Below are 26,218 nucleotides of genomic sequence, written 5' to 3' on the forward strand. Positions count from 1 at the left end.
TGATGCTGGGGCAGATGGAGGTGCCCGGTGAGTGCCGGGGTTTCGGCTGGTCCCACCGCCCTGGTGAAGGCTCCCTTGGACAAGGTGCGTGCCCTGCAGCACACGCTTTACCGGACGGCCAAGGCCGATCCCGGGCGACGGTTTCACGCGCTCATGGACAAGGTCTCCCGCAGGGACGTTCTGTGGCGTGGGTGGGCCGCGGTGCGCGCCGACAACGGCGCACCCGGCATCGACCGGACCACTTTGGACCAGATCGAACACGAGTACGAGGCAGTCCGCCTTGTGGACGAGCCGGCCGCCGAACTGCAAGAAGGCCGATACCGTCCGCTGCCCGCGCGCGGGGTAATGATCCCCAAACCGGGACGGGCGGAGGAGTACCGGCCGCTGTCGATCTCGACGGTTCGGGACCGGGTCGTGCAGGCCGCTTTGAAGATCGTGCTTGAGCCGGTGTTCGAGGCGGACTTCGCGACGTGCAGCTTCGGGTTCCGGCCGAAACGCGCGACTCACGATGCTCTTCAAGTCGTCATCGATGAGGCTTGGCGGGGCCGCCGGTGGGTGGTCGAGCATGGTGTGATCGTCCGGTTCGCCGATGACCTGCTGGTGATGTGCAGATCCCGGCAGCAAGACCGCCACCATCCTGGCCCGCGGGCTCGACAAGCTCGCACCGTGGTTGAAGCACGCGAACGCACCGGCGGTAGTCTCTGGACCAAAGAGATCGGCGGAGCGACGCTCGAGCTCAGCGGCCAGTGGGTCTCCCCAGACCAGACAGCTCTGATCGACATGATCGAAGCCGGGCCGCGAGACGTACAGCAGGCCGACGCCATGACGACCCCTGTCACCGAGGCGCGCCGTGAACATCTGCTGGGCTGCCGTCGCCCCGTACTTCGGGCCCGAGACGCTCGACCCTGTTGTCTACTTCGAGAGCGACTGGGCGAGCGAGGAGTGGACGCGTCGGCGCACAGCTCCGCACCGCCGACACCCACAATCGGTGCCCGACCCGGCACCGGCTGAACCACTCCAGACAGGAGAACGACGATGAGCAGCAGTCCCGCCTACCAGGTGACCGACCCGGCGACGGGCGAGGTCGTCGAGACCTTCGAGCCGGCGACCGACGCAGACGTCGAGGCCGCGCTGACGGCCGCCGCTGCGGCGTACGCGACGTGGAAGGACGTCCCGATCACCCGACGTGCCGAGATCGTCAGTAAGGTCGCAGCACTGTTCGCCGAGCGCGCGGATGAGCTCGCCGCGATCGCGACCCAGGAGATGGGCAAGCCGGTCTCGGAGGGAGTGGGGGAGGTCGAGTTCTGCCAGGCGATCTTCGACTACTTCGCGACCGAGGGCCCGACGCTCGCTGCGGACCAGCCGATCAAGACGTTCTCAGGCGGAAAGGCGGTCGTACAGAAACTGCCTGTCGGCCCCCTGCTCGGGATCATGCCGTGGAACTTCCCGTACTACCAGATCGCCCGTTTCGCGGCGCCCAACCTGATGCTGGGCAACACGATCATCCTCAAGCACGCCGAGTCGGTGCCGAGGTCGGCGCTCGCAGTCGAACAGATCATGAAGGACGCCGGCGTGCCAGAGGGCGCGTACGTCAACCTGTTCGCGACCCACGAGCAGATCGAGACGATTATCGCCGACCCACGGGTGCAGGGCGTCTCGCTGACCGGGTCCGAGCGGGCCGGTGCGATCGTCGCGTCGCTCGCGGGGAGGAACTTGAAGAAGTGCGTGCTCGAGTTGGGAGGCTCGGACCCTTACGTGATCCTCGACAGCGACGACGTCGCGGAGGCGGCGGAGACGGCGTGGGCCACCCGCATGTACAACATGGGCCAGGCCTGCAACTCCAACAAGCGCATGATCGTGATGCATGACATCTTCGATGACTTCGTCTCGGAGCTCACCCAGAAAGCGCTCGCGATCGAGCCGGAGTCATTCGCCCCGATGTCATCTCGGGCGGCTGCTGAGACGCTCGCGGCCCAGGTCGACGACGCGGTCAGCAAGGGAGCGACACTGCATGCCGGCGGTGTGCTCAGTGACGCCCCGGCGGCGTACTACTCGCCTGCTGTCCTCACGGGTGTCACCCCGGACATGCGGGCCTATGGCGAAGAGCTGTTCGGGCCGGTCGCCGTGGTCTACAAGGTCGGCAGCGACGAGGAGGCTCTGGAGCTGGCGAACGACACGCAGTACGGACTGGGTGGCGCGGTGTTCAGCACCGACGTGGATCGAGCCACATCCGTGGCCTCATTGCTCGAGACCGGGATGGCGAACGTGAACACCCCGGCCGGTGAAGGCGCAGAAGTTCCGTTCGGCGGGGTGAAGCGCTCCGGGTTCGGCCGCGAGCTCGGCCCCCTCGGCATGGACGAGTTCGTCAACAAGCGGATGTTCTTCGTCGCAGACTGACAGCGCCGCCGCGTGATGAGGCCGACGGCTCCGGATCCGTCGGCCTCATCACGCCCCCGCTCTCGAAACTGAGCCCTCAGTTGCCTTCCTTATCGCCGATCTAGAGAACCCGACCGGCTCGATCGGGGGCGCGAGGCCGCCGGCGCGTTCGGGTGCGGCGGGTAGCGGTGGCGGCAGAAACGTGGGCTCGGCCTCGGCCACCGTACCGCCCACGAATGCCATGGCGGCCCGGTGACCAAGGTGGGGCGCGAGCAGCTCGATCGCCTCCCGCACGGTGGCGCGCCCCTCTTCGCTCATGCCGTCCGCGTGGGCGAGGGCCAGCTCGACGGCCAGACCGTCGCAGGCGCGCAGGCACTTCATGGCCAGCTCGACGACCTGGCCGGGGGACGCGGGCAACAGACGCAGGTAGTCGCGAGCATGGGCGGTCGCCTCGGCGGGCGAGCGGCCGGTCGGCGATCATCGCCAGGATGAGCTTCACGTCGTTATCGGGGCCGGCCCACTGCGGTGCGAAGTCGCGCCGGTACAGTCAGGACGCCACGGCCGCGCCGACACTTTCGGCCGCACCGCAATCTCGCGCCCGACGGTGCACCGCCTTCTGTCCGGCGACCAGGCGAGCCACAGCCGTGAACGACCGCTCCCGGAATTGTCGCCCGAACCTGGTAGGACAGAACTCCGCGCCCCCGCGGCTGGACGTGCGCGGGAGCGAGGGCCTGCGGCTGCGCCCCGTGCGGCACGAGCACCTCACCGTCCTACGGTTCGAAACCGGCGGGCTGCCCGGCCACGTCGTCCGCGCCCTCTCGAAGTGCGAGTTGCCCACGCTGGAGCACTTGGAGCTGTGACTCGGCGTCTCCGATTACGGAGGTGACGCCACCGTGGGCGACATGGAGGGCATCCTGTCGGGAACGGGGCTGCCCACACTGCGACGACTCGGGCTGCGCAACAGCGAGATCCAGGACGAGGTGGCCGCCGCCGCCCAGGCGCAGCGTGCTCGATGCGTGCTCGCATGCCCCGGAACGCGCCGTCAGGACCCGCCACAACCCGCCATCGGAACGGCGACCGGCAAGTCGACGCTGTCGCCGCCTTCGACGTGGCTGTCCTGCCACACACGTATACGGTCGCCATCCAGCGCGATTCTCGGCGTCGGATCATGGCCCAGCCACGGATACTCGCCGCTCAGCACCTGTGACCACTCCCGCCAGGATTCCAGACCACAACAGCACCCCGGGACGATGGCCGGGCCGGCGTTGAGGTCGCGTACCTCCAGGCCACCCGGAAGGATCAGGTCGTCCTGTTCAAGAAGCGCCCTGATCACGGTGCTGGCATCCGCCTCGGCCAGGTCTAACCCATCTTCATCACGCAGATGCACCTCGGCCAGAGTGGCGATGACCGCACCGATCTCGGCAGGAGTGAGGTGGCCGGAGATCGCGATCGTGCTGAAGGCATCCAGATCAGCGACCATCCAGGCTTGAAAGACGTCGATCGGGCGTATCTCCACCATGGGGACGATGCGCACCGCCTGAGCGTCAGAGGCCACGAGGGTGCCTCGACAGCCAGTCGGAGTGCGCCGCCTTCAGCCGGTCGCCCGCCGCGGAGATCCCGACGGTTTCTTCTCCGGCACCATAGGTCGCCGTCACGATGTGGACCCGCTGCCCGGTGAAGAACTCGTCCAGGACGGTGTTGTGCCGATACAACAGGATCGCGTACTCGCTCTCGTCGTCGGGGTAGCGTTGCGAGTCGGGAAGGCTGTGGAAACGGACCCACCGATCGGCATAGACGTTCTTCAGCTCGTATGCCAGCGGTGGGCACTCCGGCCACTGCCTCCGCCACAGCACCGACAGTTCCGGCCACCCTGACCCCGATATCTCGGTCATCTGCACTCAGGCAGGCTAGAGATCACGCATGACGCCAGCAAACCATTTCCGGCCTGGCACTGTTATCTCATCGGCGCAGACCCGCGCCGATCGCGGAAGCCGACTCGCCGAAGCAGCCCGCCAAGGCATGCTGAAGATGGCGCGAGCGTACGGCTGCCGCCCAGCTACCGACCACCACGAGTTGCATTTCCCGTTGCAGTTCAGGACCGTTCAAGGCCGTCCAGGATGGACCACCCACACCCGCTGACCTAATGAGAGTTACCGGGTCACTCCACCTGTTGGGGCTGAAGATCATGCGGTGGCCGGGGTAGACGACATCGCCGCCGTCGGCTCAAGGCGACGGCGCGGCGCCGTGAATGGTGCCGGCCGCCTACTCGAAGAGGGACGGGTCTCCGGTGCCTCGGCGGAGGATCTCAGGCTCGCCCTGCGAGAAGTCGACGACCGTCGTCGGGGTGGCGCCGCACTCGCCGGAGTCGATGACGGCGTCCACCACGTGGTCGAGCCTCTCCTTGATCTCCCAGCCCTGCGTCAAGGGCTCGGTCTCATCGGGCAGCAGCAGGGTGCTCGACACCAGCGGTTCGCCGAGCTCGGCCAACAGCGCCTGCGTGACGACGTGATCGGGGATCCGGACGCCGACCGTCTTCTTCCGGGGATGCAGCAACCGCCGCGGCACCTCCTTGGTCGCGGGCAGGATGAACGTGTAACCGCCGGGGGTCGCCGCCTTGACCGAGCGGAACAGCGCATTGCTTACATGCACGAACTGGCCGAACTGGGCGAAGTCCCTGCAGACCAGGGTGAAGTGGTGGTCACTCCCGAGGCTGCGGATCTCCCTGATCCGGTCGATGCCCTCCTTGTTGCCCAGCCGGCACCCCAGCGCATAGCACGAGTCCGTCGGGTACGCGATCAGCCCGTCCGTATGCAAAAGCTCGACCACCTGGTTGATCAGCCGAGGCTGAGGACTGTCCGGATGCACATCGAAGTACTTCGCCACACCCCAGAGCTTAGAAGCGGACACTCCACCGCATGACACACGACCCGCGAAGACGGCCCGCAGGTGCCGGGTGAGGTTTGGAGTTACTGGTGTGTCCCGAGTCTCGTGGAGTCGTTCGGCTGCAAACCGGGCGTAGATTCTGTCACCTGGCTGGTTCGCCTGGTGAGAGGATCTGTGCCACCAGGCCGCGGACGAGGTCGAGCAGGTACGGCAGGCGCAGGACCCGTCCGCCACCTCCGGGCAGCGGAACATGCAAGGGATGAGTCAGAAGGACGTCACCACGCGCCGGGTGGCCATGTCGACGATGACGTGGCTCGTCTGGTCGTCGAGTTGGTCGTCGACGACGAGCATGTGCCCACGCATGGCCAGGGTTCGGCTGGTCACCGAACTGTTCAGCTTGACGGGCGGAATGAGGTCGGCCCCTGTCGCCACATTCCTGACCAGGAGCTGCTTGCCTGCCGCAATGGCCATCACCGGGGTGCCCCGCCACATGCCGGTCGCCAGCGCCTGAGGGAAGCCGCTGACGGCCCAGCCGTTGACGCGCCGGCCCGCCTCCAGGTCGAACACCTGAACGGAGCCCTCGCTGAGGGTGACCGCGACCGGCCTGCCGTTGACCTTCGCCAGGCCGAGCCCGGTGATCTGCCGTTTGCCTATGCGCATCGGCGAGTGGACCGGCGAGCGGCTCTCGAGATCCCACACCCGCAGCGTGCTCTCCGCACGCGGGTCATCGAAGTCGTGGTCGTCCTCGTCGTAGGCCTTTCCGTCTCCTGCCGCGACTATCAGCGTCCTGCCGCCGAGCCTGGCCACCGCCACCTGGCTGACTCCGGCGCGGAAGCCGGTCAGCGGTGACCTGAGCTCCTTGCGGTTCGCCAGGTCCCAGATCCGCACCGAGGGGTCCTCCTCTCCGTGGCCGGTGACCACGATGCGCCGCCCCCGGTGGCGGCCGACGGCGACCGAGGTGAGGTAGTGCGGTGTCAGCACCCGCGTTCCGATCCTGCTGTAGGTGGTCAGGTCCCAGGCCTGCCAGCCGCTGCCGTCGTCGGCGATTCCGATCGTTCCATCCACGGCCATGCCGAGCGCGCGGTCCACGTCCGACCCGTGCGCCACCGCCTGTTCCCGCCCCGATGCCAAGTCGAAGGAGCGGACCGCGTTGTCGGGACCGCCGGTTACGACCAGGCCCCCCTCCGCGGCCACGGTGCTCACCGGGCCGTCGACCCGGAAGGAGGTGACGGTCTGGCCGTTCTCCGGGTTCCACGCGACGATCTCGGCGCCGCCCTCGAGATCTCGGTCATCCGACCGCGGCGTTTCCTCCACGGAGAGCACCACGGTCGTGCCGCGATGGGTCGCGAGCGCGGTGTCGTCGGCATCGGAGCGGCCGTAGTGACGTTGCTCGATCCAAGGCAGGAACGACCGCGTGACCAGGTCGTAGACGCGCACCCCGTAGCGGTCCGTCGGCATCAGCACCACGGGGTGGCCGCCTATGGTCGCCACCTCCAGGTCCTCGAAGCTCGGTGGAGTGTCATCCCGCTCACCCATCTCGTCGGAAAATTCCAGCTCGCCGCCGCGCGCCCGCCCGGTGCGCAGATCGTAGGACAGCAAGAACTCCGACGTGCCCGCGAGCAGGACGGGAACCCCCTGGACGTCGGCCACGCCAAGCCATTCGCCGGAGTTCCAGTCCCAGATCCGATGACGCAGCCTGCCCGAGGTTACGTCGAACGACTTGACGCCCTCCTCGGACCAGGTCACGGCGATCCCCTCGTACGCGGTCAGCGCGCGCACGTCCTCGCCCGCCGCGAGCGCGGGTCCACGCCGGGTACGGCTGCGCAGGTCCCATGCCTCGACCGTCCCTTGGCGCGTGGTCACCAGCACCAGCGGGACGCCGTCGAGCACGGTGTACTCGATCGGGGCCAGGCCGGGGATCGGCTTGCCGATCGGCCGCAGCGTGGTCGCGTCTCGGACCTGGACCAGGCCCTCCCGTCCTGCGCTCAGCACCACCTTCCGGCCCTTGACCTCGCCGATCGCGACCTCAGTGACGTCGATGTGGCCCTTCGGGTCGCTCTGGATCGGGGGCTTCGCCTGCGGGGTGGCCGCCTGCGGGGTGGCCGCCTGCGTGATCGGCGCCGCCGTACGGGGAGGTACCGGCTTCTCGGCCGAGCACGAGGCGCATGCCAGCAAGAGAATCGCGGCGATCATGGCCTTCACTGACGAGCCCCTGCCGCACCTGCTGACCGGCCCACGCGCAGTGCGCTCAGCCGAGGCAGACCGACTCTGGGTGCGACTCGTCGACGTTGACCGGGCACTGACCGGGCGCCGGTACGCAACGCCGCTGGACCTGGTCTTAGGGCCTGTTTTGAGTTCAGGTCGTGTGGCGGGCGCGAGGCTGCGGACCCAAAGGACGGCGCCGCGTAGGTGGAGTCCGGCGAGGTAGCTGCCGGGGGTCTTGTCGTAGCGGGTGGCAAGGCCCCACCACTCCTTCATCTTGTTGATGCAACGCTCGACGGAGCTGCGCTCCCTGTACAGCTCGGGGTCGTGACCGACGGGGCCGCGGACCTTGATGCCCTCGATGCGTCGAACTGCCGCCGCAGGCCGGGGACAGGACCCCGCTCGCCCATCGGCAGGAACGGTTCGACCAGCTCCCACTCACCGTCTGTCAGATCACCTCGCGCCACACCCAGGCTTCTACCAGGTCAAGCACGTGTCACGAGGCAGAACCCGCGAACTCATGATCTAAACCCGGAACAGGCCCTACAGCTTCAAGGCTCCCGCGCTCCGTCGTACGCCTCGCGTGCCTCGAAGACGTCGTCCAGCCTGTCCTCGACCCACCGGGTCAGCGTCCACACCTGCTCGGCGACCTCATGGCCCATGGGCGTCAACGAGTAGTCGACGCGTGGTGGGATGACGGGCTTGGCGTCGCGGTGGACGAAGCCGTCGCGTTCCAGGGCCTGGAGGGTCTGCGCGAGCATCTTTTCGCTCACACCTCCGACGTGGCGACGCAGTTCACTGAAGCGATATGAGCGCTCCAGCAGTGCGGCCAGGATCAGCACGCCCCAGCGGCTGGTGACATGTTCGAGCACCAGCCGTGAGGGGCATTCCGCGCGATTGACGTTCGGCGGCGATCCGAACGCCTCGGACACCACGGGCCCTCCGGATACCGACCTCTCCCTTACGTTCACACCAGTAGCTTACTTCAAAGTGGGTACTTACAGAAAAACCAGTACCGATCGTAGGGTGAGCTCCGGGTGCAGGACATGCACCTATGACACACATTCAATGGGAAGAAGCACTTCGATGAGCATCGTCATCACTGGGGCGACCGGACAGCTCGGCCGTATGATCATCGCGGATCTGCTTGCCGCGGGGGTACCGGCGGACGGGGTCACGGCCGTCGCACGCAGCAAGGAGAAGGCTGCCGATCTGGTCGTGAAGGGGATTCAACTGCACATCGCCGATTACGACCAGCCCGAGACCTTCACGGGGGCGTTCCGGCCCGAGGACCGCGTGCTGCTGATTTCCGGCACCGACGTAGGCAAGCGCACAGCCCAGCACGCCGCGGTGATCGACGCGGCGAAGGCTGCGGGCGTGGCACAACTGGGGTACGTCGGCGTGTTCGGCGGGCCCAAGGCCGACTTCCTGCTCGCGGGCGACCATCGCGAGACCGAGCAGATGATCCTCGACTCCGGTCTGCCGTATACCTTCCTGCGCAACAACTGGTACTCGGACATGTACGTCGGCGACCTCCCCGGCATAGTGGAGCGTGGCGCCATCGTCACCAACATCGCTGTGGGAAGCCGCATCGCCACTGCCCCGCGCACCGACTACGCCGCGGCTGCGGCGGTCGTCATGAAAAATGACGGGCATCTGAACAAGGCATACGAACTGGGCGGCGACACCGCGTGGTCGTTCGAGGAGTTCGCCGAGGAGGTGTCGCGGCAGACCGGCAAGAACGTCATCCACACCTCCGTCACTGCCGCCGAGCGCAAGGCGCGCCTCACCGGCGCGGGGGTCCCTGCGTCCTTCGCCGAGATCCTCGTGGACGTGGACAACGCCATCGGCCGGGGCGCACTGTCCTTCACGCCGGGCGACCTCTCGCGGCTCATCGGCCGCCCGACGACGCCGATCGCCGACTCGATCGCGACAGCGCTGGCGTCCCCGGCGTCCTGAGGCATCCGCCTCGGCGACCTGAAAGACTCCAGCCTTCCGGCCGCTCCGATGCACTGTCTCGGGGCGGCCGGAGGAACATCAGGACGAAAAGGCTGATTGGCGATTCGCCTGTCAGGAGTCGCCGAACATCATGCGATGCCCGTTGGCGGTGTCCATGTACTCGCGCACCCGATGGATCAGCCCGTCCCGCAGCTCGAAGACGAGACAGTAGTCGTTGCGGTAGACATTGCCGTTGGCCGGCGTAGCCTGCATGGTCTCCTCCACCACGACCACATCGCCGTCGGCGGAGAACCCGCGGAAGTCCACCGTCACATCGGCGACGAACATGCGTGGGAAGTCGACGGTGAGGAAGTGGACGATGGCGTCCCTGCCCACCATGTGGTGCGTCGCGCCGAGTGCGACGGCGGTCGCGTTCCCGGGGCGGGGCCAGCCATTCCGCGTCCTCGGTGAAGAACGTCGCGATTCCCGTCGGTTCTGCCGAGCCGGCAACCGTCCTTGGCCTGGCAGAGCGGCGGCGAGCCGGCGGCCTGCCAGGCCTGCTCGTCGGCGGACGTGAGAGGTGCGGCGGACAGGTCCTTGCGTTCCTTCAGCCGGCTCCCGTCCCGATTCCGCCACAGGACGTCCCGAACACGCTGCTCAACGATGTAACGACCGCCGCGAGCGACGGACGACGGCGAACCGGTCGGGATCGATGACCGGGCCGTCAAGGGAGGTGGTCATGCAAGGGTCTCCCCTGGCAGGGAACATGGACACCTATGATTGCCCGCTCCCCGGGGACCCTTCCGCCGGACTTCTGGCGGGTCCCTCCGCGTCAGGCTCACCGGGGACACAGAGGGCGGCGCTCTGTTCACTCCCGTGACCCGCCGCCCTCGTTCGACTTCGACCGCGCACCCGCTTACCGGCCGTCAGCGGAACAGGCAGCCGGCCGCGTACGTCGGAAATACAATCCGCCGGCTCGCGAGAGTGCTCGGCCGAAGGGCTAGAAGCGGTAACGCAGGACTGTGGTTCCTTTTCGGGACCAGGCTGCGCTGTGTGCCGACAGGCGGTTGAACATACGGAGGGCCGGCGGGAACTCGGCGACCTCGGGTTCGCGCGTGAGCAGGATTTCCTTGACCAGTTTCAGACCGGGGACCCAGCGTTCCGGTTCGCGGGGGTCGTCGAAGCCGGGAGACTTGAGGAGGCCTGCGATGGATTGAGTGCCGCGGTAGCGTTTCGCCGCCCAGATGGCGAATCTGCTGTAACCGTTGAAGGCTATCTCTCCGCTGGGGAAATGACCGGTGAGGCGGTTCAGCAGGGAGATCATGTCTTCCTCGGCGAGGAACGCCAGCAGGCCGTCGGCGACGATCACGGCCGGCCGGTCGGCGGGGAGCGCGTCCAGCCAGTCCGGGTCGGTCAGGTCCGTGCCTATGCCGTGGGCGTTCGCGCGCTCTGTCATCACCCTCTGCCGAGCGGTGATGACATCGGGGAAGTCGACGTCGTACCAGTCGACGGTGGACGGCGGGGCGATGCGGAACATCCGGCTGTCGAGCCCCGCTCCCAGGTCGAGCCCGACCGCGTCCGGGTGGCGGGCGATGAAATTCGCCGCTATCTCGTCCAGTTTCTTGGCCCGATGCGCGATGCCGATGATGGGGCTCTCGCTGAGCTTGAACCTGGCGCAGTCGTAGTCGAGTTTTCGGACGATCTCGTCGGCCGTCCTGTCGCCGAGGATGGAGCGCGGCCTGCGGTTGTCGAGCGCCCTGCCGCACAGCGTCAGCCACAGGCTGTCTTCCACAGGGGTGAAGGCCGGAAGGGAGATTCCCATGTGTTCAGTCCTTTTTCTGTTGCTGTGGATCCGGATCGGCCAAAGCGTCCCGGGCCGCCTTCAGCGGAGCGTCGTCCGTGTACAGGCCGCGGGTGTAGAGCTCAAGCGACGGCAGTGCCATCCGGCGCAGCACCTCGGGGCCGAAGCTCTCATAACCGAGCGAACGCGCCAGGGGTGGCGCCATCGTCAGCATGGCCAGGCTGGTCAGCACACTCAGCACCGCCAGCGCTCGCGGATCCGAGGACGGGCGCATGGTGCCGTCCGCGATTCCGGCCCTGATGATCGCCTCGGATTCGTCCACCATCGTGTTCACGAACGTGCCGGCGGCGGGTGAGTCGTCCTCGATCGCGCGTGCCATGTACTGCACCTGGAGCCGGTAGGCATCGGGGTTCGACAGGTAGTCGCGGAGCACGTCCTGCATTCCGGCTGGACGTGCGTCATCGTGCGCCCTCTGGACCAGGACCTGAAGGACGTACTCGTCGCAGACGCTCCGCAGTCCCTCCTTGCTGCCGAAGTGGTGAATGACCAGGCCGGCGCTGACCCCCGCCGTCGCCGCGATGGCCCGCAGATTCGCCTTCTGGAAACCGTCGCGGACGAAGTGGGCGATGGCGGCGTTACGGATCTTCGCCTGAGCAGTCAGATCCGCGGAAGGGGGACCACTCGAATGTGCTGAACGCATGTTTAGAACACTATACAGTTGTTTAATCCGGCGCAAGGGTCTGGTTCTCTCCGCCGGAGGGCGGTGACCACGCCGATGTACCGGGTGGGCCGGGGCGGCCGGATCGGCAGACTGAGGGCGGCCGGAGCAGGCCGCCACAGCGCGGCGCGTCTTCGCGGGGCGGGCCGGACGCTACGTGATGACCTCGACCATGGAGGTGTACGACCCGGCCACCTCCGACCTGCTGCGACCTTTCCGCCCGGACGTCGCGGTCACCGAGCAGTCCGTGGACCCCGCGCTCTGGCCCGTCCGGCCTTCCCCCTCCGGAGGCTCCGGAGACGAGGCCACCGACTACGCCGAGGGAAGCGGCGGACCTGGCCCTCACCTCTGACGAGCCGGCCCGGCCCGGGCCGGGCCGGGCTACGGTCGCGGCAGGCCGGTGGCGGGGTCGACGGCGGCGAGGAACACGTCGCCGTTGCCGGGCGCGGTGCCGCCGCCGGGGGTTCCGTAGGTCAGCCCGGTCACCAGCACGTTCCCGTCCGGGGTCGGCGTCGCGTAGAGGTCCGGCTCGGCGAACGGGTCGACGCCGTCGTCGCGTGCCGTGCCGAACTGCGCGGCCGCCTGCTGCTCCCCCGTGCCCGACAGGCGTACGGCCAGCACGTCGGCACCACCTGCCGCCACGCCGACCCGGCCGCGGGTGTATCCGATCACCTCGACGGCGCCGCCGGGCAGCGCGGCCACGCCGGCGCCCGCGTCCGGAGCCGGAGTGGCGAAGGTCTTCCGCCACTTCTGCCTGTTGCCGGAGGTGTACGCCACGGCCAGGAGGTCGCCGTCGCTCTCACCGGTGGCCACCGCGAGTCCGGCGGTGGTCACCGTCACCGCGCTGAGCCGGTCGTCGCCGCTGCCGCCCACGGCGGACACCCACTGGGGGGTGCCGTCCACGCCGTATCTCGCGATCCAGCCGTCCAGCCCGCCCAGCGCCGGTGCGCCGGGCAGTCCTGCCGTGTCGCTGCCGACCACGGAGACGCCGGTGTCGTCCACGGCCACGCCGTAGGCCTTGTCCTCGCCGGCACCGCCGAGCTGGCGCGTCCAGGCGATCTGCCCGTCTGCGCCGATCCGGGCCAGGATGGCGTCCTTGTCGCCGCTGTTCGTCCCGGCGAACGCGCCCTTGGTGTAGCCGACCACGTATCCTCCGCCGTCCGGGGCGGCGGCCAGCCCGTAGACGCGGTCCGCCGCGTCGGCCGCGCCGAACTGGGTCAGCCACCGGACGGCGCCGCTCGCGTCCAGCCGCACCACGAACGCGTCGTCGGCGGTGTTGCCCGGATGGTGGCCGTCCAGGTCGCCCTTGGTGTAGCCGGCGGCCAGCACACCGCCGTCGGGCAGGGCGGCGACGCCGTACAGGCGTTCGTCGGCGGCGGTGCCGAGCTGCCTCGTCCACCGGGTGGTGCCGTCCGGGCTCCGGCGGATCAGGACCGCGTCCAGCTTGCCCGCGTACGGCCGGCCGTCGACGGGACCGCTGGCGGCCAGCCCCAGGGTCACCGAACCGTCGGCGTGCGCCGCCACGCCGCCCGCCCAGTCGGTGCCGGCGGTGCCGTACAACGGCGCGGGCAGCCCGGCCGGCGGGACCACGCTCAGCGTGGGGCCGAGGTCCGCCATGCCCTGCTCGAACGCGGGCGCCCAGACGCTCCAGTCGTGGCCGCCGTCCAGGATGCGCATCTCCGCCGAGATGCCCGGTGCCCGCCGTACCGTGTTGTAGAGCGCCTCGGATTCGAAGTCGAGGTCGTGGTGCGCGTCGGCGGGGTCCGGGTTGGCGTACTCGTCGTCGCCCACCGCGATGAACAGCCGCACGGGCCGATCGGGATCCATGCCGGTCAGCAGGTCCGGGTAGTTGAGCTCCTTGTACACGTCGTCGGCGAACTTCTGGTCGCCGAGGCCGAACGCGCCGTAGTCGCGGGCCGACGAGTCCGCGGGCGGCAGCGGCGTGTAGACGGCGGGGCTGAGGACGAGCGCGCCGCCGAAGAGGTCCGGGTGGGCCAGGGTGAAGCGCAGCGCGCCGTAGCCGCCCATGGAGTAGCCGCCGACCATCCGCGCGTTGCGGATCGGCGCGGTGCGGTAGGTGGAGTCGACGTGGTTCACCAGGTCGCGGGTCAACGCGGTCTCCACCGGCCTGCCGGGCGCGTCGGTGCCGGTGTATCGCGAGTCCACGTACCAGCTGCCGCCTCCGTTCCAGGGCGCGTCCGGCATGACCGCGATGAGGCCGGGGATCCGCCCGTCCTGGATCATCCGGTCCAGCGTCTCCTTGACCCGGGTCCACGCCTGCATCGTGTCGCCCCTGCCGTGGAGGAGGTAGAGCACGGGGTAACGCTGCGTGCCGCGGGCATAGCCATACGGCAGGTAGACGTTGTACGCGATGGGTCCGCCGAGCGCGGCGGACTGCGCGGAAGCCGCGGTGATCGTGCCGGCCTGGATCTTGCCGACCTGCGCCTGACCCGGTACGGCCAGCAGGGCGACAAGGGCCAGAGCTGCCAGAACACCCAGCCCGCGCCATCGCGAAACGGCCATCGGGTCACTCCTTGGTCGTGCTGTAAACGTTTACAGCAGATAGGTCCGCATACGTGGACCTTGAGATTGTTTCCGGCGAGTTTCTCCGTCCGCACCGCCGATGTCAATAGGCACGTCTCCGGCCGCGGGTCAGATGCCCGTGCACCTGACCCGCGCCCCGTGGAGGCCGACATGGCCGGACGCCACCGGGATGGCATGCTGACAGGGTGGCCGAATCTGACGTGCGTCTGCGCATCGACGCCGAACTGCTGCTGTTCCTGCCCGCGAGCCGCCGAGGCGAGTGGCAGCGGGTGACACCCGACGGGACCTCGACGCTGGGGCACGTCGTGCAGTCGGTCGGCGTTCCGCTGCCGGAGGTGGGGTCCATGACCGCCGGCGAGGTGGTGGTCGGCCCGGCCTACCAGCCCGCCGCCGGTGACGTGATCCGCGTCCACGCCATGCCCCGCCCCCAGCGGGTGCCCCTCGAGCCCGGGCAGCTCGCGCCCCGGTTCCTGCTCGACGTCCATCTCGGCACCCTCGCGCGGCGGCTCCGGCTGCTGGGCGTGGACGCGAGCTACCACAACGACATGGACGATCCCTCACTGGTCGTCGAGGCGAACGCCGAACGCCGCGTGCTGCTGACCCAGGACCACGGCCTGCTGCGCCGCCGGGCGCTCTGGTTCGGCGCCTACGTGCGGGGCAACAGGCCACAGGACCAGCTCAGCGACCTGCTGGAACGGTTCGCTCCCCCGCTGCGGCCGTGGACCCGCTGCACGGCCTGCAACGGGGAGCTGGCGCCCGTCGACAAGGGCGAGATCGAGCGCCAGCTGGAGGCCGGCACCCGGCGCTCCTACGACGCCTATGGCCGCTGCCCGGAGTGCGGCCGGATCTACTGGCGCGGCGCGCACAGCGACCATCTGGAAGAGATCGTGCGGTCGGCGGTGCGCGTGGTCAGTTCCAATCCGTAGATGCGGGGCCCGGGCGCCCGCCGATCCGCGTGGGTGGACGGTTTCCGTCGGCCGGAGCGGAAGCCGTACCGGCTGACGACCTTGCGGAGTGGACCAGGACGGTCTTCTCTCGCCGGGCGGAAGCCGTGCCGATTCACGACCTGGAGAGGCGGACCAGGGCGCTGGCGTGGTCGCCCCTCGGCAGGTCCAGGCGGAGACCGTGGCTGAGCAGCACCGCCCCGGAGTGGCCCGTCCCCCGCTCCGCGTCGAGTCGGTGTTGTCGGAGGTCCACACCTCGTCGGTACGGCTCAGCATGCCGAAGTCGACCCGCCCGCCGCCCCCGGCGCAGCCTTCGATGCGGAGCCCCGGGTGGCCGGCGCGCAGCCGGCCGCCTCGGGCCGGGCGAAGTCGAGCACGAGCTGGTTGCGCAGGGTCGTATGGGACCGGTTGGGCTGGTGGATCACCCAGTCGGGGTGCGCGCGGTAGAGGTCGCTGTCGGGGTTGACCGTCTCCGGATGCCTGCTGGAGCCGTAGGCTCTCTCCGCTGGGGCCCGAGAAGCGCTGCACGGCAGCCATCCGGCCCCGCGGACCGTCCGCGCGTTCCACGACCTTGGCCTGATAGATCGGGAATTGTCGCCGGAACACTACAGTCCATGGCTATGAACTGGTCACCACAGATTGAGGCGCTCTGCGCGCAACTGGTCGAGCACTACGTCTTCCCCGAGGTCGGGGCGGAGGTCGCGGAGCTCCTGCGGAAGCGGCTGAACGAAGGCGCCTATGCCGAGATCTCCGGAGACGAGGCCTTCGCCGAGGCGGTGACCGAGGACCTCCAGTCGGTCAACGGCGACAAGCACCTGCGGCTGATCCACAGCATCGACGAGGTGCCGGTCGACGATCCGGTCGACACCGCCCTGTACCGGGCGGAGATCTCCCTGTCGGGGTACGGCTTCGCCCGCGTGGAGCGCCTGCCCGGAAATGTCGGATATATCGACACGACGACGTTCTGCTGGCCCGAACTGGCCGGCGACCGGGCGGTGGCGGCGATGACGCTGGTGGCCGACACCGACGCGCTCGTGTTCGACGTGCGCCGCAACCGGGGCGGCTCGCCCGGCATGGTGGCGTTGATCTGCAGCTACCTCTTCGGCTTCGACGAGCCCACCCACCTCAACTCCATCTACTGGCGCGAGACCGGCGACAACCACCAGTCCTGGACCCTGCCCTACGTCCCCGGCCCGCGCTTCGGCCCCGACAGACCGATCTACGTCCTGACCGGCCCGCTGACGTTCTCCGGAGCCGAGGAATTCGCCTACGACCTGCAGACCCGTGAGCGTGCCACGATCGTCGGCGAGCGCACCAGGGGCGGCGCCAACCCCGGCACCCGCTACCGCGTCGGCCCGCACCTGAAGTCGGCCGTCCCCTCGGGCCGCGCCGTCAACCCGGTCAGGGGCGACAACTGGGAGGGCGTCGGCGTGGCGCCGGACATCGAGACGGCGGCCGAGGACACGTTCGACCGGGCCTACGGCCTGGCGCTGCGACACGTCCTCACGCTGGGCGAGGACGGCGCCCGCCGCGCGGTGGCCGCCGAGGCCCGCGAGGCCCTCGCTTCTCTCCAGCCGCGCTGACCCGCGAGGTCGGGGACACGGCGGAAACGGGCCGGGCACCCGACCAGGGGAACCACCCGCGCATCCGCGGGGCAGTCACCCGCCGGACCAGGGGGGCTGCCCCTCCCGGGCGTACACGGCGGCCAGGGCCGTGCCCAGGCCGCCGAACATGAGCGCTATCAGCAAGGTCCACATCCACGCGGCCGCGATCATTGAGATCGTTCCAACTTGAAGTTGCTGGTCAGGGGCCTGGTGTGATCCGTTGAGGGCATGCTCTGGCTGGTGGTGGGTACTGATCATGGTGGGTGATCATCGGTCAGCGGGTGTGTTCGGTGATGGCCAGGACCATCAGCGCGCGGAGCAGCTTGGTGACGTGGATGGCGTCCAGGCGGAGCTTGGTGAGGATGCGCCAGGCCTTCAACGTGGCGAAGCCGTGCTCGACGGGGGCGCGTTCGGCGCTGATGAGCCGGTTGACCTGCTTTTGCGCGGGGGTGAGGGGCCTGCCGCGGGTGGCTTTGCGGCCGGTGATGATGACCGGATTGTCGTCATCGTCGTCCAGGCCGACGAAGCCGAGGTCGGCGATAGCGCCCAGCCCGGCCTCGCGCAGGCGGGCGGTGAGGCGGTTGTGCCGGGCGGTGGTGATCTCCGATGCGCGACCAGGCCGGACGGCGGAGACCCACAGCAGGTTGCCGCGGGTGTCGGTGAGCGCCACCACGAGCAGCCCGTGGGCCTTGTGCTTGCCCGAGTAGTTCCTGCGGTTGTCGGCTCCGGTGCGGCGGCGGGTGCGGATCAGGGTGCCATCCAGCAGGACGACCTCACCACCGGCTTTGGCGATCTTCTTCAGGGCGCGGTCCAGGCGGGGTGCGCGGGCGGCGAGCAGTTCGACGGTCTCCAGCATCCAGCGTCGCACGGTGGAGGCCGAGACGTTGTTGGCGCCGGCCATGTCGGCCAGGCGCTGGTCATGGCGTAAGACGGCCAGCACGATGGTGGCGATCTTCCCGGCGGGCAGTTTCCGCCAGCGCGAGCCGATGGTCTTGAGATGAGCGCGCAGCAGGTCGGCCAGGAAGGTGAGGGTTTGGGTGGACAGCGGCAGCATGCAGGAGTAGACAGGCGAGGGCGTGTCTTCGGCGGACGTCGAAGCCTTCGACGTTGTCGATGTCGTGGTTTTGGTTGTGGTCACACGCCGCCAGGCCCCCGCCGGGGACACGCTCGGGATGTTTCACCCGGGCAGGGCCTGGCCAGGGGCTGCGGGAAGCGGCAGTGGGCGCAGTGGGCCGCCCGAGGTCAGGGGGCGAACGCGCCGCTGGGGGTCTTGCGCAGCCAGCCCCGCTCGGCCAGCCGGTTCAGCTTGGCCCGCACGCCTTCGACCTGCCCCGATTCGGTGGAAAGGCTGAGCTGGGCGCAGATCGCCTTGCAGATGAGGGGGCCGTCGGCGGCGCGTACCGCGGCCAGTAGCGCCTGGTAGTCGGCGGGCAGCTCATCAGTGCCGGCAGCGTGGTGACGGTGCGGGATCAGCAAACCGCCGGGCACGGGCACGGACGCGGGTACGGGTACGGGTATGGGGCGCAGCTCTATCCCCTGGGAGGCCTGCTCTGCTGCCTGGGCTGGGGTGAGCATCACCTGGTAGAACGGCGTCGGCTCACCGCCGGGCTCGCCGGGTGCGTTGAGCTGCTCGGCGGGATCGTCGGCGAGGAGTTCCTTGACCACCTGCTCGGCCACACGCAGCCGGTCCATCTCGTCTTCGGTCTCGGCCAGTTGCTCGCGCAACCGATCGGCGTGCGTGCCCAGCGCGACCAGGCGCATGGTGATGCGCTCCAGCAGCGGTGACGACATGGCTTCCCCCGGCCGACAAGACAACGATTACCTGGCGAGATCACCAGGACACGGACGATAACGACCCCAGGCCGGGCAGCGCAGACGAAAGCCGGAAGATCCACATTTGCCCCCGGCGGACGATCGAGACCCATGATCCCAGCCGTCTACCAGGAGAGAGCACACTCAACACCGCCAGGCCACCCCCTCCGACCTGCGAGGACAGGATGGAACTAGCTCATTGAGCAGCAGCGACTTACGAGCCCCGCGCAGCTCGGAAACCGACACCGGATCAGAGACGGGGTCGGGCCGGCGCAGCAACGGCGGGAGATTGCTGATGTCGTCGGACGGTTCGGCGTCAACCTCTGGGACGCCGACGGGCCCAGAACCAGAGCCGGACACGATCTCCGACATCTCGGGAAAGGTAGTCATACGCTCGCCCTCCAGCAAGCTGGCGCGCTTCAGGCCCAAAGCCAACTGTCCCGGCACGGTGCCGGAACTCCACTGCGCGCCGTCACGAGGGCGGCGAGCGCCGTCACGTACCCCACCGGCTCTGGAGTCCGGGAAAGTGCCGTGCCGACCGGTGTTCCACGGTTCTAGGCGAGCTGCTGATCAGCCGAATCAGATCCGGACTCCCGTCATCGACGGGGGCCAGCCGCTCTTCACGCCCCAGGTCCAACCCTGATACGTGCAGTTCCGTATAACCGGAGCGGTGCGCGGTCGGTACAGATCACCTGTACCGACCGCGTTACCGTACTTCATTGCGCAGACCGAGTTGGAGAATCGAAGTGGCCACTATTGTGTACCGCTCATTTCTTGGGCGCAGCCGCCAGCTTCGCTTGCAGGTTTAGTTGCTGAGCAACACGACTGGACTGGCCGTGGAAGCTCTGTCTCCAGACATCCCGGCCGCTCTTATCCGCGCCGCCATCGCCACCGTGCGCTGGTGGCCCATAATCACCACACGGGCGGCCGCCTCAGCACGCAGTCGGGCCACCAAGGGGATTCACCATCGCGCGGTCTGGCGGCGGAGCAGGTCGCCGATGGCGCCGCCGAAGGGGTTGGCGTTCAGGTGCGCGTACGGATACGGCGAGGCGGTGCGCCGGGTCTGCGGATTCCACGGGTAGATGTGGATGCGGGTGCCGAAGCGGCGGTGCAGCCAGCCGGCGGTGGCGCCGCTGGGAATCCGCCAGACCGCCGTCACCCTGGCCCCGGCATGGATCGAGCGCGAGTTCCAGTACTGGCACCTCTTGGCGCTGCCGCTCGGCCTGGAGGAGATCCCACTCGATGACGCCGAGGTCTCCGGGCTCGTACAGATCGGCCTCCATGACGCGATCTCGCTCGCGGCTGGCGACCGCACCGAGGCCCCGGCCCGCTATCTGATCCGGTCAGGAGACAGCCGCGAATATCAGGACGCGACGCTGACCCGAGACGACCTCGTGCCCGGCTACCTCGACGAGGACTCCGATCGGCTCTACCTGCGGTTGTTCGTCGCCGCGCACCGCTACCTGCAAGGCGAGCACGACCGCCTGTTTTGGTGACCACGGAAAGGACCGACCGCTGATGTCCTTCAGCACCGGCCGTTCGATCGCTGTTGTCCTCGGCACCCGACCAGAGATGATCAAACTGTCGGTGCTGATCACCCTGCTCGGCGACCAAGCGCGCGTGATCCACACCGGCCAGCACTACGACCCGACGATGACGGGCGATTCGGCTTCCACCGTCCACCGTCCCCACCTGCAAATGAAAGTCGGCGGCCAGCACCGCGGCGTCCAGATCGGCGCCGCTACCGCCCAGCTCACCCAGGCGTGGCACGACGACCCGCCCGCGGCGGTCATCGTGCAGGGCGACACCAACGCGGCCCTGGCCGGCGCCCTGGCCGCCAACGCCATACATGTCCCACTCATCCACGTTGAAGCGGGACTGCGCAGCCACGACCGCGCGATGCCCGAAGAACACAACCGCATCGTCATCGACCACCTCGCCGACCTGTGCTGCGCGGTGACGTCGCAGAACGTCGCGAACCTGTGGGCCGAAGGCATCCCCGACAGCCGGATCGTGCTGACCGGCAACCCCATCGTGGAGGCAGTCCACCTGACAGAGAGAGATCACGCCGCAGCGCTGCGCCTCACCGCTCCGCTGGGCGGCGAACCCTACGCGGTGTCCACACTGCACCGGCCAGAAAACGTTGACGACCCCGACCGGCTCCGCCGCATGCTGACCAGCCTCGCCACGCTCGACCTGCCGGTTCTGCTGGTGATCCACCCACGCACCCGGCAGCGGGTGCAGCAGTTCGGCCTCAGCGATCTCTTGGCCCAGCTGCACGTCCCCGACCCACTCAGCTACCCGGCGTTCCTCGCGCTCGCCGAACAAGCCTCCTTGCTGATCTCCGGCTCAGGAGGCATCCAGGAGGAGGCCGGCATCCTCGGGGTGCGTCTGCTCGTGCTGCGCCGATCCACCGAACGCCCAGAAGCCCTGAGCGCGGACTGCGCGCTGATTCCCCAGCCCGAACAGCTCCCCGCACTCGCCCGGTCGATGGCCAAACTGGGTAAGCCGTCGCCGGGCGTCACCCCGTTCGGCGACGGCCAGGCTTCCACGCACATCGCGGATCTCACCGACATGCTTGCCACGAGCGCGCCCTGACCCCCGGATGCCCGCCCTACAACGTGAATAACGCCCGCCCGGTCGCCGAAGGGAGAAGACCGAGCGGGCGTTCTCTTGCTCTGTCAGGCCTTGGCCGCTTCCCGCAGCTTCATGCGGGCCTTGTGCCAGTCAGTGCGGCGAGTATCTGTTCGAGGTCGGTGATGCGGCGGTGCAGGGCCTGGATGGCCACCAGAGCAACACCGTTGGCATCGACACCGGGGATCATGGTGTCGGTGTCGCCCAGGCCGAAGGTGGCATGCCAGTCCTGGGCCATGGGCCCCAGGTGCCGGACGTGGTCGGGTTCCCACTCGTACCGCCAGCTGCTGATGGGCAGGCCCGCGACCTTGTCCAGGATGTCGTACCCGTTGACCGGCTCGGCGGTCAACGCCCGTTCCGCAACCGCGATGCCGGGTGGCGGGGGCTGCGCGTAAGGAGGTGGGGCTGTTTGGCGGCTCGAACGGTCCCATCGACTCCGCCAGGCGCGGAATGCTCTCACCGATCCCAGCAAACGGGGGTGACAGCGGTCTTGACATTGCGGTCGCTGAACAGGAGTGAACCAAGCGGAACCCAGGCTTGCACGGCGACGTCGGCATGGGCAGGGACGGCGGCCAAGGCTGCCATCCCGGTGGTGGTCAGGAAGCCGGACAGCAGAGTGATGATCCGGGTTCGTGTGGACATGAGATCGCTGGTCCTTTCGATCGGTGCGCCCGGTCATGGGCGCACCGGCAGGATGCCCCATCTCCAACTCATTGTAAATAGATAGCCACGTGGAGTAATAATCGACAGGAGTGGATCGGCCGTCCGGAGAACCAGCCGACGTCCGGAGAGTTGGCGTCTGCGGCGTAGCAGGCGCGGTGCGCGGCGATCACGTCGCCAGGAACCCTGATAGTCGGCCATGGCATCTCCCCCGGGTGGTGCAGGTACCGGGCGATGATGCCGCGTTGGCGCAGATAGGTACGGTTGGCGTGGGAGGAGTACGCCTTGTCGGCGGCCACCGCGCCCGGGCGGGTGCGCGGGCGGCCGATGAGCAGGCGGACCTTGACGCGGGCCAGGACGGCGCGAAACTGCGGGCTGTCTCCGGCTTTGGCCCGGAGTCAGAGCGAAGGACAGCGGACGGCATCGCCGGTCGGCGGACAGGTGGACCTTGCTGGTCAGCCCACCCCGCGAACGACCCAGCCGGGCCACCGTCAGCCGGATCCTGCGCCGCAGTCTTAGGGCGCGCAGAGAATTAACACGCTTGTTTGATCTCGGTCCTCGCTATGTCGTGGCCCTCGGCGAGGAAGGCGGCGACATCCGACGGTGTGCGGAACCGTGCGGTGGAGGGCGTGATGATGTGTCTGTGCTGGTCCAGGAGGGGGCGGACATCCCTGACCGCGCGGCTGATGGCGGCCCTGTCGAGGTTGAACAGTTCTCCCACGAGCTCCTGGGTCCCGACTTTACGCAGGTAGAGGATGGTGGCCAGGATTCGGTCGGCGGCCGAGAGCTTGTTCTTGGCTCCGGCTCCGGGGGCGCGGTGGCGGTCGTGGCCGCGTCGGGTACGGCGATCGTCTTCGCGGCAGGCCCCCAGTGGGCCGGTCAGTTCGGCGATCAGGTCATCGAGCTGCCGGCCCCGACGATGACGAGCCCTGCCCTGGAGCCGGTCAGGAAATCAGCCACCGGTCACCTCTCCTGCAGTCGCGATCACGGTGTCCTGCTCCTAGGGTGTCATCTGGTGGTAGAGCGGCAAGGTCAGCGAGTTCCGGGTGACCTGCTCGGCGGCGGGCAGCGGAGCGTTCTGCGGGCTGGGCTACAAGCCGATTCTGGCCAACTCCTCCCGGAGCCGTGCCGGGGGCAGGTGCGGTACCGTCGCCTCCTTGACTTCGGGCAGGTTGAAGACCAATGCGTCACTGTCCAGATGGAGCCCGGCCGGACCGGTGGCGCCGTCGAAGCTGCGCGACTCGCCGTTGTAGTAGCCGCCCCTGCCATACCGCAGGCGGATGTCTCGCACCCCGGGCCGGGCTTTGGTCAGGCAGGCGCCCATGGGCAGGCCGTTCACGGTCCGGGCGAGCTCGGTGTGCGCGTTTCCCGCAACAACCAGCGTGGGCGCGGTGGTTTCCAGGACCTTGGCGGCCATGCCCGCGTCGCGAGCGGACCAGTCGCCGGTGAAGTACCGCATCGAGTCGAACAGCATCACCGGCAGCGGGCCGAGTTCGCCGAGCACGGCGAAGTGACCCGCGGTGATCCGGCCGTCGCCCAGCCACCAGAACGGGTGATCGGCCGGCGTGCCGTCTCGTAAGAACCCGGTGAGTTCCTCCGGCCACTCCAGTGCCAGGTTGTCCAGCCCGAGCAAGCGCATAAGCGTGAGGATGACCAGCGGGTTCTCCCTGACGCCGTGCACCTCGCCGAGCAGCAGTAGCCCGGAGTCGGCAAGGGATCGGCGGGCGGCGGTAAGCGCGTCGGGCTCGACGGGCAGGTCGAACTCCTCGACCTCGAACGCGGCGATAGCGCGTAGCAGGTCGTCCATGATCTGCACTGACGGCATTTTCCCGATAATGAATATGCCGTGCCAGGAGGTCAAGCAGTCCCCGGCCCGATTCAGATGGACATGGACGAGGTTCTGGCCGGCGGCGATCTCAAACCAGCCAGCCGCGGCGACGTAGCGCCCCTGAACGCTGGCTGCACCACGGCGAGCAGTACAGCCGCGCCCGGACCAGTCCTTGGTCGGGTATGGGTTGGGCGCAGACCCGGCAGCAGCCGGCCGTGATGACGGGTGCGAGGCCGGTCAGCAGCCGTTCAACGCTGGCCAGCTGGCCGGGTAGTGGGTCGTCATCAGCGCGGCAGCCGGTGGCGCCCAGGTCGGCCAGCAGCCGGGCGAACAGCGCGCGCAGCTCGGTCAGGTCGCGTCGGCGGACGCCCAGCAAGGCCAGGTAGTCCTCGATCGGCCAGGTAATCAGGGCGCCGGCGCGGGTGAGATAGACCCCCACCGCGTCGATGCCGTACCGGTCGCTGAAATCCATCAGGGTGTAGCCCAGCAACTGCTGGATGGTGACCAGGCTGAAAGCGTGCACATTGCGGGTGCTTTTGACCTCGAGCAGGATCCCGTCCGCGATCAGGTCGGCGTCGGCCGAGACGTAGGTGCTGCCGTCGAAGGTCGGCCCGGGCCGGCATCTGCTCGGTTCGGTGGTGGCTCTGAGCTGCCCCAACGGCCCCTCCTCGGCGGCGTGCAGTTGGGCGAGCACGTCGTCGATCAGATGGCGGTGCGGCACAGCCAGCAGCATCTCCAAGGACAGCTCACCGGACGCGGAGAAGGCGGTCGCACCCAGCGGGGTGTCGGGGAAAGCGAAAGGGTTGCGGTAGTTCAAGGCGTACCAGGCCGCGGCCAGCAGCATCCGCGCCAGACGTTCTTCGTCTTCGTCGGTACGCAGCATCGGGGTGCGTCGATCGGCCAGGGCCAGGCCGGCAACGGTGGTCGCGATCCGCTCGGCGAGTTGGTGGCCGACCTCGGCCAGGTTCTGCCAAATGCGTCCGCGCGGGGAGTTCGCGGCGGGTCCGCACAACGCGATGCCCGCCATCGTGGCAGCGTCGACCGGGGCGGCGCAGGTGAAAGCCAACCGTAGCCGCTGGTCAACAGCGGTGCCCACGGTGCCAGCCTCATACCCCACCCCATCGCCGGGCAGGATCAAGGGACGGGCTGGGAGCCGGGCCCGGTAGGTAGCGCGCAGGGGGCGGCTGCCCGCGGACAACTCCTGGTCCAAAAAGCGCCGCAGCGGGGTGCGCGGTGATGCCAGCCCCTGGGTGAGGCTCATTCTTCGACGGTAGGTGGTGCCCGGTGATGGGCCGCACCCGGGGCGCTCATCCCTGTGGCTGACCTGCAGCCCATGCGGGGCGTAGAAGCAGAGGCGAGCCACAGCGAGGCGCCCCTTTACCGGCCGGTAGCGAGGGTCATTGCCCTGTCGGGCTTACGTGGTCTGTCTTCATGCAAGGGGGCTACCCGAGATGCCCCGCAGGTCGTGGGTGACGGCAGTGGGTCACTTGCGAGCGCGTCGGCCAGTGGTGCGCAGGTCACGGATTTGTGATCTCATCGGTTTGCGCGTTCAGATTAACCGCGCCGGCTGTCTGTGAGACGGTGCGGGTGTTTTCCTTATCCGCACCGAGGAGCCGCGCGATGGTGGTTCGAGATGTGTACTTCCTCGCCCTTCACGAGCCCTACCTCTCTCCGGAGCACTCCGTAGCGATCAACGCCACGCTCGTGCACGCGCTGACGCTGCTGCATCCGGCCGTTCCTCAGCCTGAGGGTGGGTTGATGTACCGCTGCCTGACCGAGTTTCCTGATCGGAGCCCAGGATGTGTGGTGCCGTTGTCGACGTTGACCTTCGAGTTGGACGGCGGACAGGGCTGGGATCGGATCGGTGACTGGGAGCAGGTGGTGCAGGCCGTGGTCACGCTGGCACGCGCCAGGCGGTGCGATGCCATGCCCCTGGGGCTGCCTCAGGCGGCGGCCGTGCTTTTGGCCAATGGCCCTACCACCATCACCACCCTGTATTCCACCGACGGCACGCGATCACAGGCCGATCCAGTCGAACGGCAGTGGCACGTGGATGAGCTCACCGCTTTGGTTCGTGAGTTCATCACGCAAGGCGCGTTCTGGCCGGGGGAGGGCATCCTGCCGCCGCCCGAACACCCCGCAGCTCTGCCGTACAAGCCCTACAAGCCGGGCTTGCGCGGGTTTCGGTTCAGCAGCGAGATGGAACCGTAAGCCCACAGTCGGCGCGCTCTGGTGAACGCCGGCCAGCCGGACGCGCCAGCGGGTGAAGGCAGG

Annotated in this window: 30 protein-coding genes and 3 pseudogenes; 10 read left to right on the forward strand and 23 right to left on the reverse strand. The window is 68.5% G+C overall.

What is annotated here, in order from left to right:
• Nucleotides 1-201 precede the first annotated feature (201 nt).
• A complete protein-coding gene (locus tag FHR32_RS42805; protein ID WP_221465251.1) occupies nucleotides 202-1,011 on the forward strand; it encodes an FAD-dependent oxidoreductase in 810 nt (269 codons plus the stop codon).
• A 24-nt stretch (nucleotides 1,012-1,035) separates the two neighbouring features.
• Entirely contained in the window at nucleotides 1,036-2,397 is a 1,362-nt protein-coding gene (locus FHR32_RS04065) for an NAD-dependent succinate-semialdehyde dehydrogenase (protein ID WP_184753058.1), read from the forward strand.
• 48 nt (nucleotides 2,398-2,445) lie between these two features.
• Here the strand turns inward: FHR32_RS04065 and FHR32_RS04070 are convergent, their stop codons facing one another.
• The gene (locus tag FHR32_RS04070) at nucleotides 2,446-2,793 is read right to left on the reverse strand and encodes a hypothetical protein (RefSeq protein WP_184753059.1); all 348 of its coding nucleotides are present in this window, start codon (nucleotides 2,791-2,793) and stop codon (nucleotides 2,446-2,448) included.
• Nucleotides 2,794-3,089: 296 nt separating this feature from the next.
• On the opposite strand from FHR32_RS04070, the gene FHR32_RS04075 reads away from it, so the two are divergent.
• Nucleotides 3,090-3,236 (forward strand): hypothetical protein, encoded by a 147-nt coding sequence (locus tag FHR32_RS04075; RefSeq protein ID WP_184753060.1) that lies wholly within the window; start codon nucleotides 3,090-3,092, stop codon nucleotides 3,234-3,236.
• Between the two features lie 182 nt (nucleotides 3,237-3,418).
• On the opposite strand, the gene FHR32_RS04080 is transcribed toward FHR32_RS04075, so the two are convergent.
• The 5 genes from FHR32_RS04080 to FHR32_RS04100 all read right to left on the reverse strand — a co-directional run bounded on the left by FHR32_RS04080 (nucleotide 3,419) and on the right by FHR32_RS04100 (nucleotide 8,333).
• Nucleotides 3,419-3,910, reverse strand: a complete 492-nt coding sequence (locus FHR32_RS04080; RefSeq protein WP_184753061.1) for a hypothetical protein — start codon at nucleotides 3,908-3,910, stop codon at nucleotides 3,419-3,421.
• A 10-nt stretch (nucleotides 3,911-3,920) separates the two neighbouring features.
• On the reverse strand, nucleotides 3,921-4,268 hold the full coding sequence (locus FHR32_RS04085) for a DUF3885 domain-containing protein (RefSeq protein ID WP_184753062.1): 348 nt from the start codon (nucleotides 4,266-4,268) through the stop codon (nucleotides 3,921-3,923).
• 370 nt (nucleotides 4,269-4,638) lie between these two features.
• A complete protein-coding gene (locus FHR32_RS04090) occupies nucleotides 4,639-5,259 on the reverse strand; it encodes an L-threonylcarbamoyladenylate synthase (protein ID WP_184753063.1) in 621 nt (206 codons plus the stop codon).
• A gap of 264 nt (nucleotides 5,260-5,523) precedes the next feature.
• The gene (locus tag FHR32_RS04095; RefSeq protein ID WP_221465252.1) at nucleotides 5,524-7,452 is read right to left on the reverse strand and encodes a WD40 repeat domain-containing protein; all 1,929 of its coding nucleotides are present in this window, start codon (nucleotides 7,450-7,452) and stop codon (nucleotides 5,524-5,526) included.
• A 560-nt stretch (nucleotides 7,453-8,012) separates the two neighbouring features.
• Nucleotides 8,013-8,333, reverse strand: coding sequence for a winged helix-turn-helix transcriptional regulator (locus FHR32_RS04100; protein WP_312881981.1), 321 nt, complete (start codon nucleotides 8,331-8,333; stop codon nucleotides 8,013-8,015).
• A 214-nt stretch (nucleotides 8,334-8,547) separates the two neighbouring features.
• On the opposite strand from FHR32_RS04100, the gene FHR32_RS04105 reads away from it, so the two are divergent.
• Nucleotides 8,548-9,420 (forward strand): SDR family oxidoreductase, encoded by an 873-nt coding sequence (locus tag FHR32_RS04105; RefSeq protein ID WP_184753066.1) that lies wholly within the window; start codon nucleotides 8,548-8,550, stop codon nucleotides 9,418-9,420.
• A gap of 111 nt (nucleotides 9,421-9,531) precedes the next feature.
• Here the strand turns inward: FHR32_RS04105 and FHR32_RS04110 are convergent, their stop codons facing one another.
• From FHR32_RS04110 to FHR32_RS04120, 3 genes are all read right to left on the reverse strand, one after another.
• Nucleotides 9,532-10,035: a nuclear transport factor 2 family protein gene (locus FHR32_RS04110; RefSeq protein ID WP_312881983.1), complete on the reverse strand. Its 504-nt coding sequence runs from the start codon at nucleotides 10,033-10,035 to the stop codon at nucleotides 9,532-9,534.
• Nucleotides 10,036-10,399: 364 nt separating this feature from the next.
• A complete protein-coding gene (locus FHR32_RS04115; protein ID WP_184753068.1) occupies nucleotides 10,400-11,221 on the reverse strand; it encodes a class I SAM-dependent methyltransferase in 822 nt (273 codons plus the stop codon).
• A gap of 4 nt (nucleotides 11,222-11,225) precedes the next feature.
• A complete protein-coding gene (locus tag FHR32_RS04120; protein WP_184753069.1) occupies nucleotides 11,226-11,900 on the reverse strand; it encodes a TetR/AcrR family transcriptional regulator in 675 nt (224 codons plus the stop codon).
• 178 nt (nucleotides 11,901-12,078) lie between these two features.
• Between FHR32_RS04120 and FHR32_RS04125 the strand changes: the two genes are divergently transcribed.
• Complete coding sequence (locus FHR32_RS04125) at nucleotides 12,079-12,270, forward strand: hypothetical protein (protein ID WP_184753070.1); 192 nt, start codon at nucleotides 12,079-12,081, stop codon at nucleotides 12,268-12,270.
• 29 nt (nucleotides 12,271-12,299) lie between these two features.
• Here FHR32_RS04125 and FHR32_RS04130 read toward each other — a convergent pair whose 3' ends face one another.
• The gene (locus FHR32_RS04130; RefSeq protein ID WP_184753071.1) at nucleotides 12,300-14,441 is read right to left on the reverse strand and encodes an alpha/beta hydrolase-fold protein; all 2,142 of its coding nucleotides are present in this window, start codon (nucleotides 14,439-14,441) and stop codon (nucleotides 12,300-12,302) included.
• 206 nt (nucleotides 14,442-14,647) lie between these two features.
• Here FHR32_RS04130 and FHR32_RS04135 point away from each other — a divergent pair, with 206 nt between their 5' ends.
• Nucleotides 14,648-15,388 carry a Mut7-C RNAse domain-containing protein gene (locus tag FHR32_RS04135; protein WP_312881984.1) on the forward strand — a complete coding sequence of 247 codons (741 nt, stop codon included), beginning with the start codon at nucleotides 14,648-14,650 and terminating at the stop codon, nucleotides 15,386-15,388.
• 133 nt (nucleotides 15,389-15,521) lie between these two features.
• Here the strand turns inward: FHR32_RS04135 and FHR32_RS04140 are convergent, their stop codons facing one another.
• The 3 genes and pseudogenes from FHR32_RS04140 to FHR32_RS47140 form a co-directional block, all read right to left on the reverse strand.
• Nucleotides 15,522-15,659, reverse strand: a complete 138-nt coding sequence (locus tag FHR32_RS04140) for a hypothetical protein (RefSeq protein ID WP_184753072.1) — start codon at nucleotides 15,657-15,659, stop codon at nucleotides 15,522-15,524.
• A 29-nt stretch (nucleotides 15,660-15,688) separates the two neighbouring features.
• Nucleotides 15,689-15,835: pseudogene (locus FHR32_RS47135) on the reverse strand (hypothetical protein); the annotation flags it as partial.
• Nucleotides 15,814-15,987, reverse strand: a pseudogene (locus tag FHR32_RS47140) (alpha-galactosidase); the annotation flags it as partial. The pseudogenes FHR32_RS47135 and FHR32_RS47140, both read right to left, overlap by 22 nt.
• A 39-nt stretch (nucleotides 15,988-16,026) precedes the next feature.
• Here FHR32_RS47140 and FHR32_RS04150 point away from each other — a divergent pair.
• Entirely contained in the window at nucleotides 16,027-16,989 is a 963-nt protein-coding gene (locus FHR32_RS04150) for a S41 family peptidase (protein WP_184753073.1), read from the forward strand.
• A gap of 75 nt (nucleotides 16,990-17,064) precedes the next feature.
• On the opposite strand, the gene FHR32_RS04155 is transcribed toward FHR32_RS04150, so the two are convergent.
• The 4 genes from FHR32_RS04155 to FHR32_RS04170 all read right to left on the reverse strand — a co-directional run bounded on the left by FHR32_RS04155 (nucleotide 17,065) and on the right by FHR32_RS04170 (nucleotide 19,981).
• A complete protein-coding gene (locus tag FHR32_RS04155; protein WP_184753074.1) occupies nucleotides 17,065-17,268 on the reverse strand; it encodes a hypothetical protein in 204 nt (67 codons plus the stop codon).
• A 16-nt stretch (nucleotides 17,269-17,284) separates the two neighbouring features.
• A complete protein-coding gene (locus FHR32_RS04160) occupies nucleotides 17,285-18,064 on the reverse strand; it encodes a transposase family protein (RefSeq protein ID WP_184753075.1) in 780 nt (259 codons plus the stop codon).
• A 188-nt stretch (nucleotides 18,065-18,252) separates the two neighbouring features.
• The gene (locus tag FHR32_RS04165; protein WP_184753076.1) at nucleotides 18,253-18,801 is read right to left on the reverse strand and encodes a hypothetical protein; all 549 of its coding nucleotides are present in this window, start codon (nucleotides 18,799-18,801) and stop codon (nucleotides 18,253-18,255) included.
• A gap of 982 nt (nucleotides 18,802-19,783) precedes the next feature.
• Entirely contained in the window at nucleotides 19,784-19,981 is a 198-nt protein-coding gene (locus tag FHR32_RS04170) for a hypothetical protein (RefSeq protein WP_184753077.1), read from the reverse strand.
• Here FHR32_RS04170 and FHR32_RS04175 point away from each other — a divergent pair.
• Together FHR32_RS04175 and wecB are read left to right on the forward strand one after the other, a co-directional pair.
• Nucleotides 19,947-20,318 carry an NUDIX hydrolase gene (locus FHR32_RS04175; RefSeq protein ID WP_184753078.1) on the forward strand — a complete coding sequence of 124 codons (372 nt, stop codon included), beginning with the start codon at nucleotides 19,947-19,949 and terminating at the stop codon, nucleotides 20,316-20,318. The two genes, FHR32_RS04170 and FHR32_RS04175, sit on opposite strands and share 35 nt — an antisense overlap.
• Nucleotides 20,319-20,340: 22 nt before the next feature.
• Nucleotides 20,341-21,420: a non-hydrolyzing UDP-N-acetylglucosamine 2-epimerase gene (wecB, locus tag FHR32_RS04180; RefSeq protein ID WP_184753079.1), complete on the forward strand. Its 1,080-nt coding sequence runs from the start codon at nucleotides 20,341-20,343 to the stop codon at nucleotides 21,418-21,420.
• Between the two features lie 109 nt (nucleotides 21,421-21,529).
• Here the strand turns inward: wecB and FHR32_RS04185 are convergent, their stop codons facing one another.
• From FHR32_RS04185 to FHR32_RS04210, 6 genes and pseudogenes are all read right to left on the reverse strand, one after another.
• Complete coding sequence (locus FHR32_RS04185; RefSeq protein WP_184753080.1) at nucleotides 21,530-21,805, reverse strand: tail fiber domain-containing protein; 276 nt, start codon at nucleotides 21,803-21,805, stop codon at nucleotides 21,530-21,532.
• A gap of 107 nt (nucleotides 21,806-21,912) precedes the next feature.
• Nucleotides 21,913-22,098 carry a hypothetical protein gene (locus FHR32_RS04190; protein WP_184753081.1) on the reverse strand — a complete coding sequence of 62 codons (186 nt, stop codon included), beginning with the start codon at nucleotides 22,096-22,098 and terminating at the stop codon, nucleotides 21,913-21,915.
• Nucleotides 22,099-22,346: 248 nt separating this feature from the next.
• Nucleotides 22,347-22,641 (reverse strand): annotated as a pseudogene (locus FHR32_RS04195) (transposase); the annotation flags it as partial.
• Nucleotides 22,642-22,648: 7 nt separating this feature from the next.
• Complete coding sequence (locus tag FHR32_RS45725; RefSeq protein ID WP_184756353.1) at nucleotides 22,649-23,011, reverse strand: transposase family protein; 363 nt, start codon at nucleotides 23,009-23,011, stop codon at nucleotides 22,649-22,651.
• A 195-nt stretch (nucleotides 23,012-23,206) separates the two neighbouring features.
• Entirely contained in the window at nucleotides 23,207-23,941 is a 735-nt protein-coding gene (locus tag FHR32_RS04205) for a hypothetical protein (protein WP_184753082.1), read from the reverse strand.
• A 91-nt stretch (nucleotides 23,942-24,032) separates the two neighbouring features.
• Nucleotides 24,033-25,205 (reverse strand): hypothetical protein, encoded by a 1,173-nt coding sequence (locus tag FHR32_RS04210; RefSeq protein WP_221465253.1) that lies wholly within the window; start codon nucleotides 25,203-25,205, stop codon nucleotides 24,033-24,035.
• Between the two features lie 359 nt (nucleotides 25,206-25,564).
• Between FHR32_RS04210 and FHR32_RS04215 the strand changes: the two genes are divergently transcribed.
• Nucleotides 25,565-26,155 carry a hypothetical protein gene (locus FHR32_RS04215; RefSeq protein ID WP_221465254.1) on the forward strand — a complete coding sequence of 197 codons (591 nt, stop codon included), beginning with the start codon at nucleotides 25,565-25,567 and terminating at the stop codon, nucleotides 26,153-26,155.
• Nucleotides 26,156-26,218 lie beyond the last annotated feature (63 nt).

The organism is Streptosporangium album (assembly GCF_014203795.1).
In the GTDB taxonomy this organism is placed as follows: domain Bacteria; phylum Actinomycetota; class Actinomycetes; order Streptosporangiales; family Streptosporangiaceae; genus Streptosporangium; species Streptosporangium album.

Excerpts from the sequence above, each read along its gene's own strand:
- FHR32_RS04210 (WP_221465253.1), bottom strand. The coding sequence starts at position 25,205 with ATGAGCCTCACCCAGGGGCTGGCATCACCGCGCACCCCGCTGCGGCGC.
- wecB (WP_184753079.1), top strand. The coding sequence starts at position 20,341 with ATGTCCTTCAGCACCGGCCGTTCGATCGCTGTTGTCCTCGGCACCCGA.
- FHR32_RS04205 (WP_184753082.1), bottom strand. The coding sequence starts at position 23,941 with ATGCCGTCAGTGCAGATCATGGACGACCTGCTACGCGCTATCGCCGCG.
- FHR32_RS04165 (WP_184753076.1), bottom strand. The coding sequence starts at position 18,801 with ATGTCGTCACCGCTGCTGGAGCGCATCACCATGCGCCTGGTCGCGCTG.
- FHR32_RS04115 (WP_184753068.1), bottom strand. The coding sequence starts at position 11,221 with ATGGGAATCTCCCTTCCGGCCTTCACCCCTGTGGAAGACAGCCTGTGG.
- FHR32_RS04095 (WP_221465252.1), bottom strand. The coding sequence starts at position 7,452 with ATGATCGCCGCGATTCTCTTGCTGGCATGCGCCTCGTGCTCGGCCGAG.
- FHR32_RS04085 (WP_184753062.1), bottom strand. The coding sequence starts at position 4,268 with ATGACCGAGATATCGGGGTCAGGGTGGCCGGAACTGTCGGTGCTGTGG.
- FHR32_RS04215 (WP_221465254.1), top strand. The coding sequence starts at position 25,565 with ATGGTGGTTCGAGATGTGTACTTCCTCGCCCTTCACGAGCCCTACCTC.
- FHR32_RS04130 (WP_184753071.1), bottom strand. The coding sequence starts at position 14,441 with ATGGCCGTTTCGCGATGGCGCGGGCTGGGTGTTCTGGCAGCTCTGGCC.
- FHR32_RS04160 (WP_184753075.1), bottom strand. The coding sequence starts at position 18,064 with ATGCTGCCGCTGTCCACCCAAACCCTCACCTTCCTGGCCGACCTGCTG.
- FHR32_RS04065 (WP_184753058.1), top strand. The coding sequence starts at position 1,036 with ATGAGCAGCAGTCCCGCCTACCAGGTGACCGACCCGGCGACGGGCGAG.
- FHR32_RS04190 (WP_184753081.1), bottom strand. The coding sequence starts at position 22,098 with ATGTCCACACGAACCCGGATCATCACTCTGCTGTCCGGCTTCCTGACC.
- FHR32_RS04125 (WP_184753070.1), top strand. The coding sequence starts at position 12,079 with ATGACCTCGACCATGGAGGTGTACGACCCGGCCACCTCCGACCTGCTG.
- FHR32_RS04120 (WP_184753069.1), bottom strand. The coding sequence starts at position 11,900 with ATGCGTTCAGCACATTCGAGTGGTCCCCCTTCCGCGGATCTGACTGCT.
- FHR32_RS04155 (WP_184753074.1), bottom strand. The coding sequence starts at position 17,268 with ATGATCAGTACCCACCACCAGCCAGAGCATGCCCTCAACGGATCACAC.
- FHR32_RS04150 (WP_184753073.1), top strand. The coding sequence starts at position 16,027 with ATGAACTGGTCACCACAGATTGAGGCGCTCTGCGCGCAACTGGTCGAG.
- FHR32_RS04105 (WP_184753066.1), top strand. The coding sequence starts at position 8,548 with ATGAGCATCGTCATCACTGGGGCGACCGGACAGCTCGGCCGTATGATC.